This is a genomic window from Thalassomonas actiniarum, from assembly GCF_000948975.2.
Lineage (GTDB): Bacteria > Pseudomonadota > Gammaproteobacteria > Enterobacterales > Alteromonadaceae > Thalassomonas > Thalassomonas actiniarum.
Map to the genome: position 1 here is coordinate 1,915,092 of NZ_CP059735.1, position 16,233 is coordinate 1,931,324.

16 protein-coding genes are annotated in these 16,233 nt (G+C 46.7%); 15 read left to right on the forward strand and 1 reads right to left on the reverse strand.

What is annotated here, in order from left to right; all coding sequences use genetic code 11:
- The first annotated feature begins 158 nt into the window (after window positions 1-158).
- The 6 genes from SG35_RS08400 to SG35_RS08420 all read left to right on the forward strand — a co-directional run bounded on the left by SG35_RS08400 (window position 159) and on the right by SG35_RS08420 (window position 4,206).
- Window positions 159-1,337, forward strand: coding sequence for a lipoprotein-releasing ABC transporter permease subunit (locus SG35_RS08400; protein WP_236702508.1), 1,179 nt, complete (start codon window positions 159-161; stop codon window positions 1,335-1,337).
- Entirely contained in the window at window positions 1,330-2,034 is a 705-nt protein-coding gene (lolD, locus tag SG35_RS08405) for a lipoprotein-releasing ABC transporter ATP-binding protein LolD (protein ID WP_044830801.1), read from the forward strand. Before SG35_RS08400 ends, lolD begins: the two co-directional genes overlap by 8 nt.
- Complete coding sequence (gene lolE / locus SG35_RS08410) at window positions 2,027-3,331, forward strand: lipoprotein-releasing ABC transporter permease subunit LolE (protein WP_044830802.1); 1,305 nt, start codon at window positions 2,027-2,029, stop codon at window positions 3,329-3,331. Before lolD ends, lolE begins: the two co-directional genes overlap by 8 nt.
- A 127-nt stretch (window positions 3,332-3,458) precedes the next feature.
- On the forward strand, window positions 3,459-3,758 hold the full coding sequence (locus SG35_RS08415; RefSeq protein ID WP_053042767.1) for a T6SS effector amidase Tae4 family protein: 300 nt from the start codon (window positions 3,459-3,461) through the stop codon (window positions 3,756-3,758).
- Between the two features lie 17 nt (window positions 3,759-3,775).
- Window positions 3,776-3,982: a T6SS effector amidase Tae4 family protein gene (locus SG35_RS32090; protein ID WP_420794564.1), complete on the forward strand. Its 207-nt coding sequence runs from the start codon at window positions 3,776-3,778 to the stop codon at window positions 3,980-3,982.
- Window positions 3,979-4,206, forward strand: a complete 228-nt coding sequence (locus SG35_RS08420) for a hypothetical protein (RefSeq protein WP_152646456.1) — start codon at window positions 3,979-3,981, stop codon at window positions 4,204-4,206. The genes SG35_RS32090 and SG35_RS08420 overlap by 4 nt, the downstream gene beginning before the upstream one ends.
- Window positions 4,207-4,284: 78 nt before the next feature.
- On the opposite strand, the gene SG35_RS08425 is transcribed toward SG35_RS08420, so the two are convergent.
- Window positions 4,285-4,815, reverse strand: coding sequence for a DUF2062 domain-containing protein (locus tag SG35_RS08425; protein WP_044830804.1), 531 nt, complete (start codon window positions 4,813-4,815; stop codon window positions 4,285-4,287).
- 35 nt (window positions 4,816-4,850) lie between these two features.
- Between SG35_RS08425 and SG35_RS08430 the strand changes: the two genes are divergently transcribed.
- From SG35_RS08430 to SG35_RS08470, 9 genes are all read left to right on the forward strand, one after another.
- Entirely contained in the window at window positions 4,851-7,316 is a 2,466-nt protein-coding gene (locus tag SG35_RS08430) for a DNA internalization-related competence protein ComEC/Rec2 (protein ID WP_044830805.1), read from the forward strand.
- A gap of 174 nt (window positions 7,317-7,490) precedes the next feature.
- Window positions 7,491-9,233, forward strand: coding sequence for a lipid A export permease/ATP-binding protein MsbA (gene msbA / locus SG35_RS08435; RefSeq protein ID WP_044830806.1), 1,743 nt, complete (start codon window positions 7,491-7,493; stop codon window positions 9,231-9,233).
- 3 nt (window positions 9,234-9,236) lie between these two features.
- A complete protein-coding gene (gene lpxK / locus SG35_RS08440; RefSeq protein WP_044830807.1) occupies window positions 9,237-10,280 on the forward strand; it encodes a tetraacyldisaccharide 4'-kinase in 1,044 nt (347 codons plus the stop codon).
- Between the two features lie 92 nt (window positions 10,281-10,372).
- Complete coding sequence (locus tag SG35_RS08445) at window positions 10,373-10,555, forward strand: Trm112 family protein (RefSeq protein ID WP_044830808.1); 183 nt, start codon at window positions 10,373-10,375, stop codon at window positions 10,553-10,555.
- Window positions 10,556-10,557: 2 nt separating this feature from the next.
- Complete coding sequence (gene kdsB / locus SG35_RS08450; RefSeq protein ID WP_044830809.1) at window positions 10,558-11,328, forward strand: 3-deoxy-manno-octulosonate cytidylyltransferase; 771 nt, start codon at window positions 10,558-10,560, stop codon at window positions 11,326-11,328.
- Between the two features lie 159 nt (window positions 11,329-11,487).
- Window positions 11,488-12,024, forward strand: coding sequence for a hypothetical protein (locus tag SG35_RS08455; RefSeq protein WP_044830810.1), 537 nt, complete (start codon window positions 11,488-11,490; stop codon window positions 12,022-12,024).
- 183 nt (window positions 12,025-12,207) lie between these two features.
- Window positions 12,208-12,513 (forward strand): putative signal transducing protein, encoded by a 306-nt coding sequence (locus SG35_RS08460; protein ID WP_044830811.1) that lies wholly within the window; start codon window positions 12,208-12,210, stop codon window positions 12,511-12,513.
- 247 nt (window positions 12,514-12,760) lie between these two features.
- On the forward strand, window positions 12,761-13,285 hold the full coding sequence (locus SG35_RS08465) for a hypothetical protein (RefSeq protein WP_044830812.1): 525 nt from the start codon (window positions 12,761-12,763) through the stop codon (window positions 13,283-13,285).
- A gap of 113 nt (window positions 13,286-13,398) precedes the next feature.
- Window positions 13,399-16,164 carry a prolyl oligopeptidase family serine peptidase gene (locus SG35_RS08470; RefSeq protein WP_274055387.1) on the forward strand — a complete coding sequence of 922 codons (2,766 nt, stop codon included), beginning with the start codon at window positions 13,399-13,401 and terminating at the stop codon, window positions 16,162-16,164.
- Window positions 16,165-16,233: the final 69 nt, after the last annotated feature.

Genomic DNA, 16,233 nt, shown 5'->3' on the forward strand with positions numbered 1-16,233 from the left:
ATAAGCAGGGCGATGATAATGCCGATATCCGGGATATCTGTTATCTTTATTGTCATATAATTTAATAATCAAACAGTTAGTATCCTAATTCCATGTTTCAACCGGTTAGCTTTTTTATTGGCTTACGTTACAGCCGTAGCCAGAACCGTTCCGGGTTCGTGTCTTTTATTACTTTCTTTTCCATTGCGGGGATTTTATTGGGGGTTGCCTCACTGATCACTGTGGTTTCCGTGATGAACGGTTTTGAAGGGGAGTTAAAGAAAAAAATTCTCGGCCTGGTGCCCCATGTGGTGATGTCCAAGCAGTCCCCCCAGGGCAAAACCCTGAGTATGTCAGACTGGCAGCAGCAAAGAACCAAGCTGTTAACTTACCCCGGGGTCAAGGCGGTGACGCCCTTTATCGAAAGCGAAGCCTTGATCCAGTCGCCCTCGACCCTGCAAGGGGTATTGCTGCAGGGCATTATCCCGGAATATGAGATCGGACATATTATTAACCAGCATATGGTGGCGGGAGATTTAGCCAGTTTGCAGGATACGCCCTATTCCCTGGTGATGGGGCAGGCGCTGGCGCATAAATTAGAAGTGAATGTCGGCGATAAAGTCCGCTTGGTGATCCCGAATAAAACCGTGTTTACCCCTATGGGGCGGGTGCCGGTGCAAAGAACGTTTACCCTGACCGGTATTTTTAATGTCGGTTCGCAAATTGACGATGCCGTGGTTTATATCCACAGTAAAGCCGGTGCCAAGTTATTGCGCCGCAAAGGCGACGGCATTAACCAGCTCAGGTTATATCTTGACGATGCCTTTTATGCCGGTGAACTTGCACCAAGGTTGCAACAGGACTTGCCGACGTATACTTTTGCCACCTGGAATGAAAGCCAGGGGGCGTTATTTGCTGCGGTCAGTATGGAAAAGAACATGATGTGGCTGATGCTGAGCCTGATTGTTGCCGTGGCCGCCTTTAATATTGTCTCGGCCCTGGTGATGGTGGTGATCGACAAGCAGGGGGAAATCGGCATCTTACAGACCCTGGGACTGGCCAGGGCGGAAATAGTGAAGATTTTTATTACCCAGGGCATGGTCAACGGTTTATGGGGCGTGATTTTGGGCAGCATCTCAGGCGTGCTGTTAACCTTGAACCTCAATACTTTGATGTCGGTAACCGGCATCAATATCTTTGGCCCCGGTTACGCCTCGCAGGTGTTACCGATACAGCTTGAGGCCTGGAATGTCGCTGTGATTGTTTTTTCCGCGTTAATGATGAGTTTTGTTGCGACCTTGTATCCCGCCTACCGGGCATCGAAAACGCAACCGGCAGAGGTTTTACGAAATGAATAAGGTGTTAGTTTGCCAACAGTTAAAAAAATCCTACCAGCAAGGCCAGATAGAAACCAAGGTTTTGCAGGGCTTAGACCTGGAGGTTGAGCAGGGGGAGTTGTTGGCGGTAGTGGGCAGCTCGGGTTGCGGTAAGAGTACGTTTTTACATTTAGCCGGTGCGCTGGATGTGCCGACCTCAGGTGAGGTCTTTATCAATGATGTTAATATCCACAAATTATCGGATAAGGAAAGGGCGGCCTTTCGCAACCGCCATATCGGTTTTATTTACCAGTTCCATCACCTGATGATGGAGTTCTCGGCACTGGAAAATGTTGCTATGCCGTTACTTATCCGCGGTGATAATGCCAAGAGCGCCCGGGAAAAGGCGCAGGCTATGCTGGCCAAAGTCGGGCTGGATCACAGGTGTGCCCACCGGCCGGGAGAACTCTCGGGAGGTGAGCGCCAGCGCGTTGCTATCGCCCGTGCCCTGGTGACTGAGCCGTCGCTGATTTTGGCAGATGAACCCACAGGTAACCTCGACTTTGATACCGCAGAGCAAATCTTCCAGCTGCTTAAAGCATTAAATGCCAGCGTCAATACCAGCTTTGTTATTGTCACCCATGATCTTGGCCTGGCGGCGCGCATGGATCGCCAGCTGAAACTTGACCATGGCAAGTTATTGCCTATGGCTAGACGGCAGGAAGTGACCAATGTTTAAGCCGCTCAGCTTATTTCTTGGCCTGCGTTATGTACGCAGCCGCCATGGCAATGGCTTTTCTTCGTTTATTTCCGCCTCGTCCACTATCGGTATCGCCTTGGGGGTTATGGTGTTGATCGTGGTGTTATCCGCCATGAACGGTTTTGAGCGGGAACTTGCCCAGCGGTTATTGTCGATTGTGCCCCATGCGGAAATTATTGGCGTTAATGAGCCGATGAAGCATTGGCGCCAGCAAGTGAATAAAGTGGAAGAAAATCCCCGTGTGATTGCCGCCGCGCCGGTGATCAAGATGTCGGGTATGATGCAAAAAAATGCCGAGTTAAAAGCGGTGGAACTCAGGGGGGTGGATATTACCCTGGAAAAGCAGGTATCGAGCATAGAAGATTATATGGTTGACGGCCACTGGTTAACTTCCACGGGCAATAACGGGACAGCAGGTGCTGGTAACTTGCCTGACAACCAGGTGGTGTTAGGCGCCGGTATTGCGAAAAAGCTGCGGGTGAAAGTAGGGGATACGGTGCAGGTTTTACTGCCTAAGCAGACCTTGTCTCCCCAGCAAAAACAGCAACAGCTGAGCCGCAGTTTCCAGGGCATATTAACCCGTAACCTGGTGGTGACCGGGATCTTTAAATTCGGCGGCACGGTAGATGACAGCCTGGCCTATATTTCTTTGTCGCAGGCCGGGGATATCAGCCATTTGAAGCAAGGCCAGGTGCATGGCATACGTTTAAAAATAGATGATGTCTTCCAGGCGCCGGGCATTGCCCGTGAAGTGGCCTATCAGATAGATCATTATGTCTATATCTATGACTGGACCCGAAGCCAGGGACATTTGTTTAACGACATTCAGCTGGTGCGTATGGTGATGTTCATCGTGCTGGTGCTGGTGATTGCCGTGGCGAGTTTTAATATTGTTTCTACCCTGATCATGGCGGTGAATGAGAAAAAAGGCGATATCGCCATTTTAAAAACCATGGGGGCGGGTACCGGTGTGGTGATGATCACCTTTATTATCCAGGGGGCGGTCAACGGTATTTTAGGCTCAGTGATCGGTGCTTTGCTCGGGGTTTATCTGGCCCTGAACCTGACGGATATTATTTTAGCGATAGAAGGTTTGTTCCAGGTGAAGTTTTTATCGGCGGATGTGTATTTTATCGATTTCTTACCCAGCTTGTTAAACTGGCCGGATGTTTACATTACCGTTATTACCGCTTTGGTGATGAGTTTGCTGGCCACCATTTATCCCGCCTGGCGTGCCACTAAAGTTGAACCGGCTCAGGTGTTGGGGCAGCTGTAAATATTAAACTCTCTTAAAATAAGGATTTTTTTGAGGGAGTTTATGATTGTAAGAGTGAGGTTATTTTCAGTCAGCATTAATATTACTTACATCTACAATTAATGGGACGAGTCAAAGGAATGATGACATGCATTTTCAAAAACTTTGGGATAATCACCCGACAATACTTGGACAAGACAACCCGTGCAGTACCGATGGTAGTCCAAATTTTTCCAATCAATGTGCCATAAAACTTGGCGTGGCGTTAGCCAGATGTGGTGTTGTCACCTCTTCTTTCCCCGGGGCAACTCATTGTTGGCATGGCCATAATAAGTCAGAAGGACATATTATCCGCGCTGAAGAGCTTGCCAATGCCTTAGATCGTTTTACAGTCGCGGGTATTCAAAAGTTGCAGAAGATTAACCCGAAAATTATTTTGAAGAAATAAGAAGCAAAAAAGCAATTATCTTTTTTAAGGATTATTGGCAAAGAAGTACTAATGGAAAACAAGAGTTATTTCGCAACCGAAGTGGCGATCACATTGATCTTTGGAATGGTAGCAGACTAACTGACTGGAAAACCTGGCTCAGGGTTAGGCTTAATTTTGTGATCCCTGGAGTATGGTCAGACTTAAGGCACGCTAAAGAAATATGGTTTTGGAGGCTTTTATGATTATACGGCTCCTATATATATTGCTGTTTTCCTTTCTGGGTGCGCTAGTAGTATATGGTGTTGCATGGGTATTGGGTTGGGCGTTTGGTCCTTTATATAGCAGTGAAGCTGATATGAGCCGCAACTTTGTTATTTATCTGGTTATCACTGCTGCTTTTATCTTTGTAGGCGGTGTTGTGGGAAATTTTTTGTATTTAAAACGGCTGATAAAACAAGGTGGTTGAGTTTTGAATAATTTGTGCTCTGGATTGATTTGAATAGTTAAAATAAAGGAGACAGTTCATCAACTATCTCCTTTATTATTATTTCTCAACAGAGTTGATATTGCGCAGTTTACGTTTTCCCCACTCTTTTACTACCGAGTGGCGCCATAACGCCTGGATACCGAAATAGCCGATAATGGAAAAGAGCACGGATAATACGGCGCAGCCCAGGAAAAAGGCCGGGCCTATGGTCGATAAGCTGTCGAGCACCCATTGCCAGCTGGCTTCAAAAGCAAATTCCTGCTCCGGCACCCCGAGGATCAAGGTACCTACCAGGTAACAGAAATAAAAAATGGCCGGCATGGTTAAAGGGTTAGTGATCCATACCAGGGCAATGGATAACGGCAGGTTGGCATGTACTATAATGGCAATACCCGCTGCCAGTATCATTTGAAACGGCACAGGCACAAAGGCGAAAAACAAGCCGACGGCGAAGGCTTTCGCGACAGATCTGCGGTTCAGGTGCCACAGGTTGGGGTTGTGCAACAACTCGCCAAAGATGCTTAAATGCTTGTGATTTTTTATCTTGTTATGATCTGGCATCATACGCTTGATGATTTTTTTTGGCATACACTCTTTACTGTAATTGGAACTAAAGGTTCACTATGGACTGGTGGCTGTTAAGCTTCTTTCTTGGTGCTATATTGTCACTATTTCTGCCAATAGTACCAGCGCTTTTTTACCTATCTTTGTTTTTTATCACAGTTATTGGTCATTATTATTACAAGCCCTTGAAAAATTCCAGCGGCTTAGTGCTGGGGTTGTTGTGGATGATGCTGCATGCCTACCTGTACCAAAACAGCTGGCAGCTAAATGATGTCGAGCCAAACACGCTGGCGGGTAAAGCTGTGGTATTGCAGGGGCAGGTGATTACGTTGCCGGTAACTGCCCCCGGCGGTTATGACAAGGATAAAGTCCAGGATATCAGCCGCTTTAACTTTCGTGTTGATAAACTCAACCAGAAGCCGCTGAATCGCAGTTTTATTGTCCGGCTGCGCTGGGATAACGCCGGGGTTAAACCTGCTTTAGGGCAGGAGTACCAATTAACGGTACGTATGAAGCCGGCCCATGGCCTGGCCAATCCCGGCGGTTTTAGCTACCAGACCTGGCTGCGTTATAAGCATATCGCAGCGACCGGTTATGTGTTGGATAAACCTTTACCACTGTTATTAGGGGGTGATCTCCCGGTGCGTCAGCGCCTTTTTAGCCGTTATCTGCAGCTATTGCCGCCCGCAGAGGTTGCAGCCTTGCTGCCAGCCTTAAGTTTTGGTGAACGCAGCGGTATTTCTCAAGAGATGTGGCAGGTATTGCAAAGCAGCGGCACTTCACACCTGATGGCTATTTCCGGGTTACACCTGGGCTTAGTCGCCACCGGCAGTTTTTTTGTGATCTTGTGGCTGTTAAGGAGGTTTCCCCTAGCTGCAGTGCTACCCCAAGGGTTGACCCTGGCCCTGATGCAGATAAACCTTAACAAGCTGGCGATTGCCGCGAGTTTAGCTATTACCTTGTTTTATGCCTACCTGGCCGGATTTTCCTTACCGACGCAAAGGGCGTTGGTGATGTTGCTTTTGTACTGGGGCATACGCCTTGCCGGGGGCAAATTCACTTTGAGGCGCTGGCTGCTGATCGCTTTATTTTTATTGACACTTATCGATCCTTTTAGTTTATTCAGCGCCAGTTTCTGGTTATCGGTCTATGCCATCTGCTGTATTTTTTTGTTGTTATGGCGTTTTGGTACCGTATTTGACCAGGGCAGTAAAGCTAAAAAAGTCGTTAAGTCCCTGCTGATCATTCAATTGGGACTGACGTTGTTTATGATGCCGGTTACCGCGCTGTTTTTTCATCAGTTTTCCCTGGCATCTTTTCTGGCCAATATTGTCGCCGTCCCTTATATGAGTCTGATTTCTATCCCCTTATGTTTGCTGTCGGCGCTGAGTTTGTTTATTAGCGACTCCCTGGCAAGCCTCTTTATGAATATGGCGCTGCAGAGCCTGGAGCTTTTGTGGACTTACCTGGTGTTTCTTTCCGGGCAAAGCTGGGCTTTGATCAGTTTATCCCTTAACCAGGTTTATTATTTATGTGTCTTTTTGCTGCTGGTGATGGCCTGGTGTTTTTTATCGCCAAACCTGTTGCATCCCTGGCATTTGCTCAGCGGAAAGGATGATAACCGTTGGCAAAGGGGAAGGGCGGGGCTTTTGCAAAAACCTGCAATGAGCGTGCTGCTAGTGGCGGGCATTGCTATTACCGGGTTTTCCTTATCCGGGTTAAGGGCACCGCTGATATCCGACCCGCCAGCTGCTGAAAGCGTGAATCAGCCTTTGAACAGTCCCTGGCAAGTGCATGTGCTTGATGTCGGCCAGGGGCTGGCGGTGATTATCCGCCGGGGCAGCCGGGCCATTCTCTATGATACCGGCGCCGCTTATCCCGGAGGTTTTAACCTGGCGCAAAGCGTGATTTTACCTTTTTTGCAATATCAGGGCTTAGCTGGTTTGGACAAAGTGATTATCAGCCACAGCGATAATGACCATGCCGGCGGTTTGCCTGTGCTTAAAGCTGAAGTGGTAATCGATGAAGTTATGGCCAATGACCCGGTGCTCGAAGGGCGGGGGATTTGCCTTTTGGGACATGACTTTAACTGGCAGGGACTGCACTTTTCCATGCTATGGCCGCCGGATATCAAAGGGGAAGCCAACGATGATTCCTGTGTGATTAAAATCAGCGACGGGGTCCATTCACTGTTATTGACCGGGGATATCTCGAAAAAGGTTGAGTCGAAGCTGTTAAGCAAACTCAGCCATAGCCAGGTACTTATTGCTCCGCACCATGGTTCAAAAAGTTCTTCCAGCCAGGCATTTATAAATCGGGTCTCGCCCCGATACGTGATTTTCAGCGCCGGTTATTTAAATCGCTGGCACATGCCCAGTGCAGAAGTGCTGGCACGTTACCAAAAAGCGCAACCTGAGATTTTTACCACCGCCGAAAGTGGCATGATACAGCTTGAATTTAGCCAGTCAGGCATCCATATCAAGCAATACCGGCAGGATTTATGGCCGTTCTGGTTTGCCAATTGAGTCTTATTTGCGCCAGAGCAGTTACTGGCGTAGTTAATTAGTTGGTTGAACTGCAAAATAACGCTAGAATAGCCCGAAATTAAACGGCACTGCCAGATGCTAATTCATTTACGCAGTCATTTTTTCAAATACATTTACGCAGCAATTTTTTACGAAGTAACCAAGAGAGACTGAATGCAGCCTATTTCATCCCCGAGCACCTGGCAGAATTTTAAGCGCTTATTATCTTTTGCAAAACCCTACAAACTGGGGTTTGTTGTCGCCGTCATCGGTATGCTGGGTTATGCGGCCATAGATGTTTATTTTTTATCCAAACTTGAGCCTTTGATTGACGAAGGCTTAACCGGAGAGAATCTTGATTTTATGAAATGGGCGCCGCTGTTTATCATTGCCTGTTTCCTGATCCGCGGGCTGTGCCACTTTATCGGTAACTATTGCCTGGCCTGGGTCGGCAATAATGTCGTTGCCGATTTAAGGCAAAAGCTGTTTGAACATATTATGGCGATGCCGGTGCCTTATCATGACAAGGAGTCCACCGGTACTTTGATTTCCAAACTGACCTTTGATACCGAGCAGGTACTGCAAACCACAAGTAAATCGATTCTGACCTTAGTGCAGCAGGGGGCTTTTGTACTCGGTCTTTTGGTGATGATGTTTTACAAGAGCTGGCAGCTGTCGGCAATTTTCTTTTTGATCGTGCCTTTGGTGGCCGTGATCGTCACTACAGTTTCCCGGCGTTTTCGCAAGATCAGCAAGAATATCCAGGGAGCCATGGGGGAAGTGACCAGCGCCGCCGAGCAAACCTTTAACGGCCATAAGGTGGTGCTGACCTTTGGCGGCCAGGAGCGTGAAGCCAAGCGTTTTGGCCAGATCAACAAGCATAACCGCCAGCAGCGCATGAAAATGGTGGCAACCAAGGCTGTCAGCGTGCCGCTGATCCAGGTGATTGCCTCTTTTGCGCTGGCCTTTATTTTTTATGTGGTGACCCTGGAAAGCATGCAGGATATCCAGCCGGGCACTTTTGTTGCCGTCGTTACTTATATGACCATGCTGCTCAGGCCTTTGAAACTTTTGACCACGGTAAACAGTGACTTTCAAAAAGGTATGGCCGCCTGCACCAGTATTTTTGCCGTGTTGGATCAGGACAAGGAAAAGGATACCGGCGATAAACCCCTGGTAAGATCCGGCGGAAAAATCGATTTTAATCATGTGAATTTCAGCTACCAGGGGGCGGAAAAAGCCACGCTTAAAGATTTGTCTTTCAGCGTCAAGCCAGGAGAAACCCTGGCGTTGGTGGGGCGCTCCGGCAGCGGCAAGTCTACCGCCAGTTCGCTTTTATTGCGCTTTTATGATGCCATCGGCGGTGAAGTGTTGATAGACGGTGAGAACATCCAGCATTATAAACTTGCCGATTTACGTCATCAGTTTGCCTATGTGTCGCAGCAGGTGGTGCTCTTTAACGATACCCTGGCCAATAATATTGCTTATGGCCGTCCCGGAGCGAGCGAAGAAGAAATTATCGCTGCCGCCAAAAGCGCCCATGTGTATGAATTTGCCCAAAACATGCCGCAAGGGTTACACACCAATATCGGCGAAAACGGTGCTGAACTCTCCGGCGGTCAAAGACAGCGGGTAGCGATTGCCCGGGCATTACTCTGCGATGCGCCGTTTTTAATTTTAGATGAAGCCACCAGTGCTTTGGATACCGAGTCTGAACGCCATATTCAAGATGCCCTGCAGGTGCTGCAGCAAAACCGTACCTGTATCGTCATCGCCCACCGCTTATCTACCATAGAAAATGCCGATAATATTATCGTGCTGGAGCAGGGGGAGATAGTTGAGCAGGGTGAGCATAAAACCCTGCTGGCACAAAAGGGGGCTTATGCCCAACTCCACAGTCTGCAGTTTGGCCAGTAAGTTATGCGCTTAATCGAAAAGGTGTGGTTTTTCCGCCACCCGGCCAAATATTTGCTGGTGCCGCTGTTATTGCCGCTGACCCTGGTTTTTGCTCTTGTCTCCGGCCTGCGTCGTTGGGTTTACCGCTTGGGAGTAAAAAAAACAGGTCATCTTGATAAACCGGTGATTGTTGTCGGCAATATCGGCATCGGCGGTAACGGTAAAACCCCGGTGGTAATTTTTCTGGTGAAACTTTGCCGCAGTCTGGGATTAAATCCCGGGGTGATCAGCCGCGGTTATGGCGGTCAGGCGGAAGCTTATCCCTATTTGTTAGACGAGCACTCTACCCCGGAAGTGGCCGGTGACGAGCCGGTCTTGATTTATCAAAGATGCCTGGCGCCTGTTGCTGTGGGGGCCGATCGTATCGCCAGCGGCCAACTGCTGTTAGCGCAGGGCTGTGATATTATTATTGCCGATGACGGCCTGCAGCATTACCGGCTGCCGCGTCAGTTAGAGTTGATTGTGGTGGACGGCAAACGCCGCTTCGGCAATGGTTTGCTCTTGCCTGCCGGTCCGTTAAGGGAAGGCAAATGGCGGCTGAAACAGGCGGATGGTATTATTTATAACGGTGTGACAGAAGATAACCTGGGACAGGAAAAAGCCCATGGCACGGCTGATAATATCAGCATGCTGCTGGCAGCAAGCTCTGTCTGTCATTTAAAAACCGGTGCGCAATTGCCGATAGCCGAATTTTTGCAAAAATACCCGCAGGTCAATGCCATGGCGGGCATAGGGGATCCCGGACGCTTTTTTACCACGCTGACCACACTGGGTTTTAGTTTAAACCAGGCGCAGGGCTTTAATGATCACCATCATTTCAGCGCCGGGGAATTTGCCAGTTTTGCTGATCATTTACCGTTGTTGATGACGGAAAAAGATGCGGTAAAATGCCGGGCATTTGCCAAAGAAAATATGTGGTTTGTACCGGTCAGTGCCATTATACCCGGGCAGCAGCAAGACATGTTAAAAGAAAAAATAAACAAGATAGCAAAAATAGCAGCCGGATAACGGCGCAATAAATTGGCTCATGGCATCAACTGAGCCAATTGATTAACCAGATACACCGAATTCATAGACTTAATAAAGAAAGAGATAATCCGATGGCTTTTGATACTAAACTGATGGAAATACTGGCCTGCCCCGTGTGTAAGGGCAAACTTGATTATGATAAGGCGCAGCAGGAGCTGATCTGTAAATTTGATCGCCTGGCGTATCCGATAGAGCAGGATATTCCTGTGTTGCTGGAAAATGAAGCGCGCCGTATTTCAACAGAAGAGAGCTAATTATGTCATTTGTTGTGGTGATCCCCGCCAGATACCAGTCTTCCCGTTTACCGGGCAAAGTACTGGCGGATATTGAAGGCAAACCCATGATCCAGTGGGTGGTGGAAAAAGCTCAGCTGAGCGGCGCCAGCCAGGTCATAGTGGCGACAGACAATGATGATGTTGCTGCGGCGGTAACGGCTTTTGGCGGCGAAGTATGCCGTACCCGGGCAGATCACCAGTCGGGTACCGAGCGTTTGGCCGAGGTCATGGAGAAGTATCAATTTCCGGATGATCAGGTGATAGTGAATGTTCAGGGAGATGAGCCTTTTATCCCCGCGGAAAATATTGCCCAGGTGGCGAAAAATCTGGCAAGCCAGGACAAAGCCCGGATGGCGACATTGGCAGTAAACATCAGGGAGGCTGAAGAAGCCTTTAACCCTAATGCGGTAAAAGTGGTATGCGACAATCTGGGTTATGCCCTGTATTTCAGCCGCTCGACGATCCCCTATGACAGGGAAAGGTTTTTAAACCAGGATGATGTTAAACAAATCGGTGATTTTTACCTGCGCCATATCGGTATTTATGCCTACCGGGCAGGTTTTATCAAAGATTATGTTTCCTGGCCGGCAAGTGCCCTGGAGCAAATTGAGTCGCTGGAGCAGTTGCGGGTATTATGGCAGGGGGAGAAGATCCATGTTGCCGTGGCGGCTTCAAACCTGCCGGTTGAAGGTGTCGATACCCCGGAAGATCTGCTTAAAGCCCAGCAATATGCCAGGTCATTGAACGGTTAACCCGCTTTAATATGCTTGCTGTGTTACTTAAAGCACGGCAAGTATCATCCTCTTTCCTTTGAATCTTTTTTCATTATAAATTCAGCTGTTTAGCCTAAAGTTTTCCACCGTTTAGCCGATATTAGCTTTGACCTTGTAATTTTAGAAAGGATTCAAACCATGTTAACGACCCAGCTGGGTGCATCTTTAACTATCGCCCCCAAAATCAGCGGCCAAGAACCACCGCCAGTGGCACATTTAACTGAAGAGGAAAAAAGTGCTTCAGGCAGGGCGGATACATCAGCGAATAAACCGGGCAGACCGGCAAGTACACCGGTAACTTTAAAGACGGATACGGTAACCCTCTCCGACGAGGGGAAGGCTGCTCAGGCCAATGCCGCAAATAAAGAGCAAACCAAGGAAAGTGAAGAGCTCAGCAATGAAGCTTTACATAAATTGAGCTCGGGTGAAGCGCATAATGAAGAAATCAGCGAACAAGATGAGGTCGATACCTCGGTGATCGATGCGCTTATTGCCAAGCTAGAAGAAAGAATTCTTGAAGTGGAACAACAAATCAAAGAATTAACCGGCCGTGGTGATGAAGCTTCGGTGGAACAGTTAAAAACCTTGTCAGAGCAGTTAGTAATGTTAAACGGCCAGTTACTTGCTTTGTATAAGGAAAAAGAAGAAATGAGCAAAGGCGGAGCCAATGCTTAAATAACCTGGTTAACTTGCGCTGATAACAGCACTCTATATGGCTGAGGGTTATTTATGTCTGTGAAAGTATTAACGGTTAACCAGGTTCTAATAAGTTATTGCCCTTGCAGCCGATAGTTTCAATGGTGAATCAATCTGGCTGCGTGCGGTCAAATACAGGAATAGCCTTACGAGTGAGCGTATATGAAGCTGGTATATACAAATGAAAATCTTTTTCTGGTAGCAAATGCCAGGAATATCCTGGAAGCCCATCGTATAGAGGTCATGGTAAAAAATGAGTTTGCCCAGGGAGCCATAGGGGAGATATCGGCATTTGATGCCTGGCCACAGCTGTGGCTGGTGAATGATACAGACTATGAAAAAGCAGCCGCCATTATCGAAAGTGCTTCAAGCGATAAAGGAGGCGGCGAATGGATTTGCAACCATTGCTGTGAACGTAATGACGCTTCGTTTGAAGTGTGCTGGAACTGTCAAAGTGAATGTTGTTGACTGCGTTCAAATTTGCTGAAATTTTCATGTTTTTCTTCTTTTAAAACATACTGCTAACGCAAGTGTACTCGTCCGTATCCCTTGTTTTATGTACATCTTGGCGGCTATTGAGTAAAATGCCCGCGATTAATTTGATGTGTTCTCTTTAGATAAACCATTTTATATATCACCCGCCATTTCTACAAAATAAGCTCAGGTAATGATGAATACAATAAAACTTGTACTCTTATGTACATTATGTCTTTTTATGGCCGCTTGTTCGACAAAAGTGACCAGCATACGCCAGGCTGATCACAGCTTGCAGCTACAGCAACAGGAAGGTTATTTACTGCTGGCTGTTGATACCGATGTCAATATTAATGAAATCCTGCTCACCGGGGAAAAGCGCATCAGCTTAACGGCAAAGGATTTAAGGCAAGGGAAAAACTTTATCTTAGTGAAGCTTCCCGCCGGAGATTACAAAATTGCCATGGTTGTTTTGCTTAGCGGCTCAGGCGATGATATTAAATTTCTTTTGGATAATGAGTTCGAAGGCTTATGGGACTTTACCATCGAAGCCAAGCAAATCAGCTATGCCGGACACCTGACTATGTCAGGCACTAAAAAGTATTATACTTCGGCTTCCACCCGTGTCGCTTTAATCAATAAATCCTCGTTTGCCCTGGAATATTTGCAGGAAAACTTCCCTGAACTCCTGGTTAATCATAGTGTCCGTTATTTTGGCCCGGGCGAAGATGACTTTTTTAATTTTGTTTCACAGGGGCGTAATTAATGATGAAAAAGCACCTTAGCCTGTTATTCTTTTTGCTTTGTACTTGTTTTAGCGCCCTAGCGGTAACGCCTATTCCTGCAGAGCTACTTTTTAAGAGTCCGGAAACCCTGTCAATGAAACTTAGCCCCGATGGCGAGCATATCGCGGCTTTGGACTTTTATGATGATAACTACCACATCAACCTTACAGATGCTGAAAAAGAACAAAGCTATACCCTGTTAGTGCTGGATAAAACCACTAATACCCGGTCCGCTCATTATCAATGGTTAGACAATGACACCCTGTTTGTCTCTTATGAATCGCAGGAGAAAAGGCTTCGGGGCTTCCTGCATATAGACTATCAGGGGGATAAGCCCGAAACTAAATTTATTAAAATCAAGGCGAACGGATTTATCGTGAATGCTTTAGCCGATGATCCCAAGTATGTATTGTTTTTAAGGATAACCGGCAGCCGTCTGCCCAGATATACCTTATACAAGGCAACTCCAACCCAGTTGGAGGAAGATAACTTTACCAATGCCGTTAAAGTGAGAAATACCTTAAAAAAAGCAAAAAATTACGCGTATGATGCTGTCAATAAACAGTTGTTGGCGATTACCCTGGATGACGAAGCTGTTACTTTTTGGTACCAGAAACCGGGCAGTAAAGACTGGACCGCTTTTTTAGATATTGAACAAAATGAGTTTAGCTTTACTCCGGTGGGTTTTCTTGCCGAGGACAAATTAGCGGTATTAACCAATAAAGATACCGATGTTACCGCTTTGGTTGAATTTGATATCCATACCAGGACATTCGGGCAGGTTTTATATCAACATCCCAAGTATGATTTAACCGGTGCACAACTTAACCCTATGGGGCAAGGGATAAGAAGTGTCAGTTATGTCGAACATGGCAAGCCGGTGACAGAATACTTCTCATCGAAAGATCAACAGCTGGCCAAGCGCCTGGGTTATAGTTTTACCGGTAAACAAATTTCGGTGATCTCGGCGTCAATAGATAAAAGCCGTAAGCTGTTGAAAGTTTCCGCCAGCGATGATTCGGGAAGTTATTACCTGTTTAATGAAAAGACCCAGACGGCACAGCTGCTTAAGGCCAGTTATCCTGAGCTGGAGCCATATACTATGTCGTCTTCGATATCCTTTAGTGTCACCACGCAGGATAATGCTGAAATTGAAGCTATCCTGACCCGTCCTGTTGAAAACGGCAATAATGTATTGTTAGTTTACCCGCACGGCGGCCCGGTGGGCGTCAGGGATTTCGCAACCTATAATCCTGAAACTCAGTATCTTGTCAGCCGTGGCTATTCGGTATTGAACGTAAACTTTCGTGGCTCGTCCGGTTTTGGTAAGCAATTCAAAGCAAGTGGTGTAGCACAGTTTGGTCAGTGGATTGAAAAAGATATTACCGCGGCTGTGGAGCATGTCAGGGAAAATTACCCTTATGAGCAGGCATGTACCATAGGTAGCAGTTATGGCGGGTACTCGGCCATGATGTTAGCTATCAACAAGCCGGAGTATTATCAGTGTGTTATTTCCATGTACGGTATTTATGATTTACCCCTGCTTTTTAATGCCAGTAATTTTAAAACGCAGGAAGAGCATATAAAGTCTGTTGAGGCGGCGGTGGGGGAAAATAGTGAGTCATTAAAATCTGTCTCACCATTTTATCTGGCGGAAAAGCTTTCAGCGCCTGTACTCCTGATTGCCGGTGAGCACGATCATATTGCAGACTTTGAACATGCAAACCGTATGAAATACCGGTTAAAGCAGCTCTCTAAAGATTTTGAACATATCTTTTATAAAAATGTCGGTCACGGCTATCATCGCAGCTGGCTTGGGGACCGACACCAGGCTGCCTATATAGATAACTTTATCCGCCAGCAGCTGAAGTTACCTTATCCTAAAAGCGAGCAGTCGGACAAACTCTTAGCTGACGAATATCAGTTGATAGCGGACTTTTTTACCGGCAAAAACTTTATTGGTCGTAAATCAGAAGAAGCTTATTCGTATTATCTGCGCTCGGCAGAACTTGGCAATGCAAAGGCCATGTTCAAAGTTGCTGAAAGTTATCAGTTTGCTTATACGGTCGACAAAGATATGGATAAAGCCATTGACTGGTATAAAAAGTCGGCAGCAGCCGGTTATGCTCCCGCGGCATTTCATTTAGGCGACTTGTATTGGCAAAATAAGGCTGTTAAAAGGGATGCGAACTATTCCTATAACATGTATGTTCGGGCTAAAGAGTTGGAACATGACCGCGCCGGACTTGCCATTGCCAGAGCGTTTTGTCTGGGGCATGGCGTCGAAAAAAATCTAGACCTGTGTACAGAAAAGTTAGTGCAATGGCGGGCCGAAAAAAAACAGAAATGGCAATATTCAGACGACGCACAGCAGCACTGGCTTAATACCTTAAATGATATTCTTTGGCATAACACTTTTATCGGGGATGAAAAGCAGCAGTTTAATCAATTCTTCAAAAAAATACTTAGGGTAGACGTGACGGATATCCTGGTAGACGATGAAGAGTTTGGTTTATTTTCAGAGCGAAAAAAATATAGCCACAGGCGTCATCATGAGGAAGAAACCTTATTAATACCGCTGGAAAAGGATGCTATTTTTGGCGTTGAACTTCGTTTTGATGATAACGACTATTCAGGAGGAAAAAAATATCCATTAGGACTTATTAAAGTTAAATGGACGCTTCCTGAAGCAGTAGAAGATACAATAGAACCTTACTTTATGGCATTTTCGATGGATGAAACCCAGACATATTACCTTCATCTGGATAGTGATAGCTGGTTAGTCAAAGGGCAGTGGCAGCTTGAAGTATTCACCCTGGATGATAAGAAAATCTATAGTAAAACCTTTACTACCTTGTAATAGGCTCAACCGATAAAAATTGAAAGGTTAACGTTTATATTTTTTAGGGGCGTTAACCTTTTTTCATTT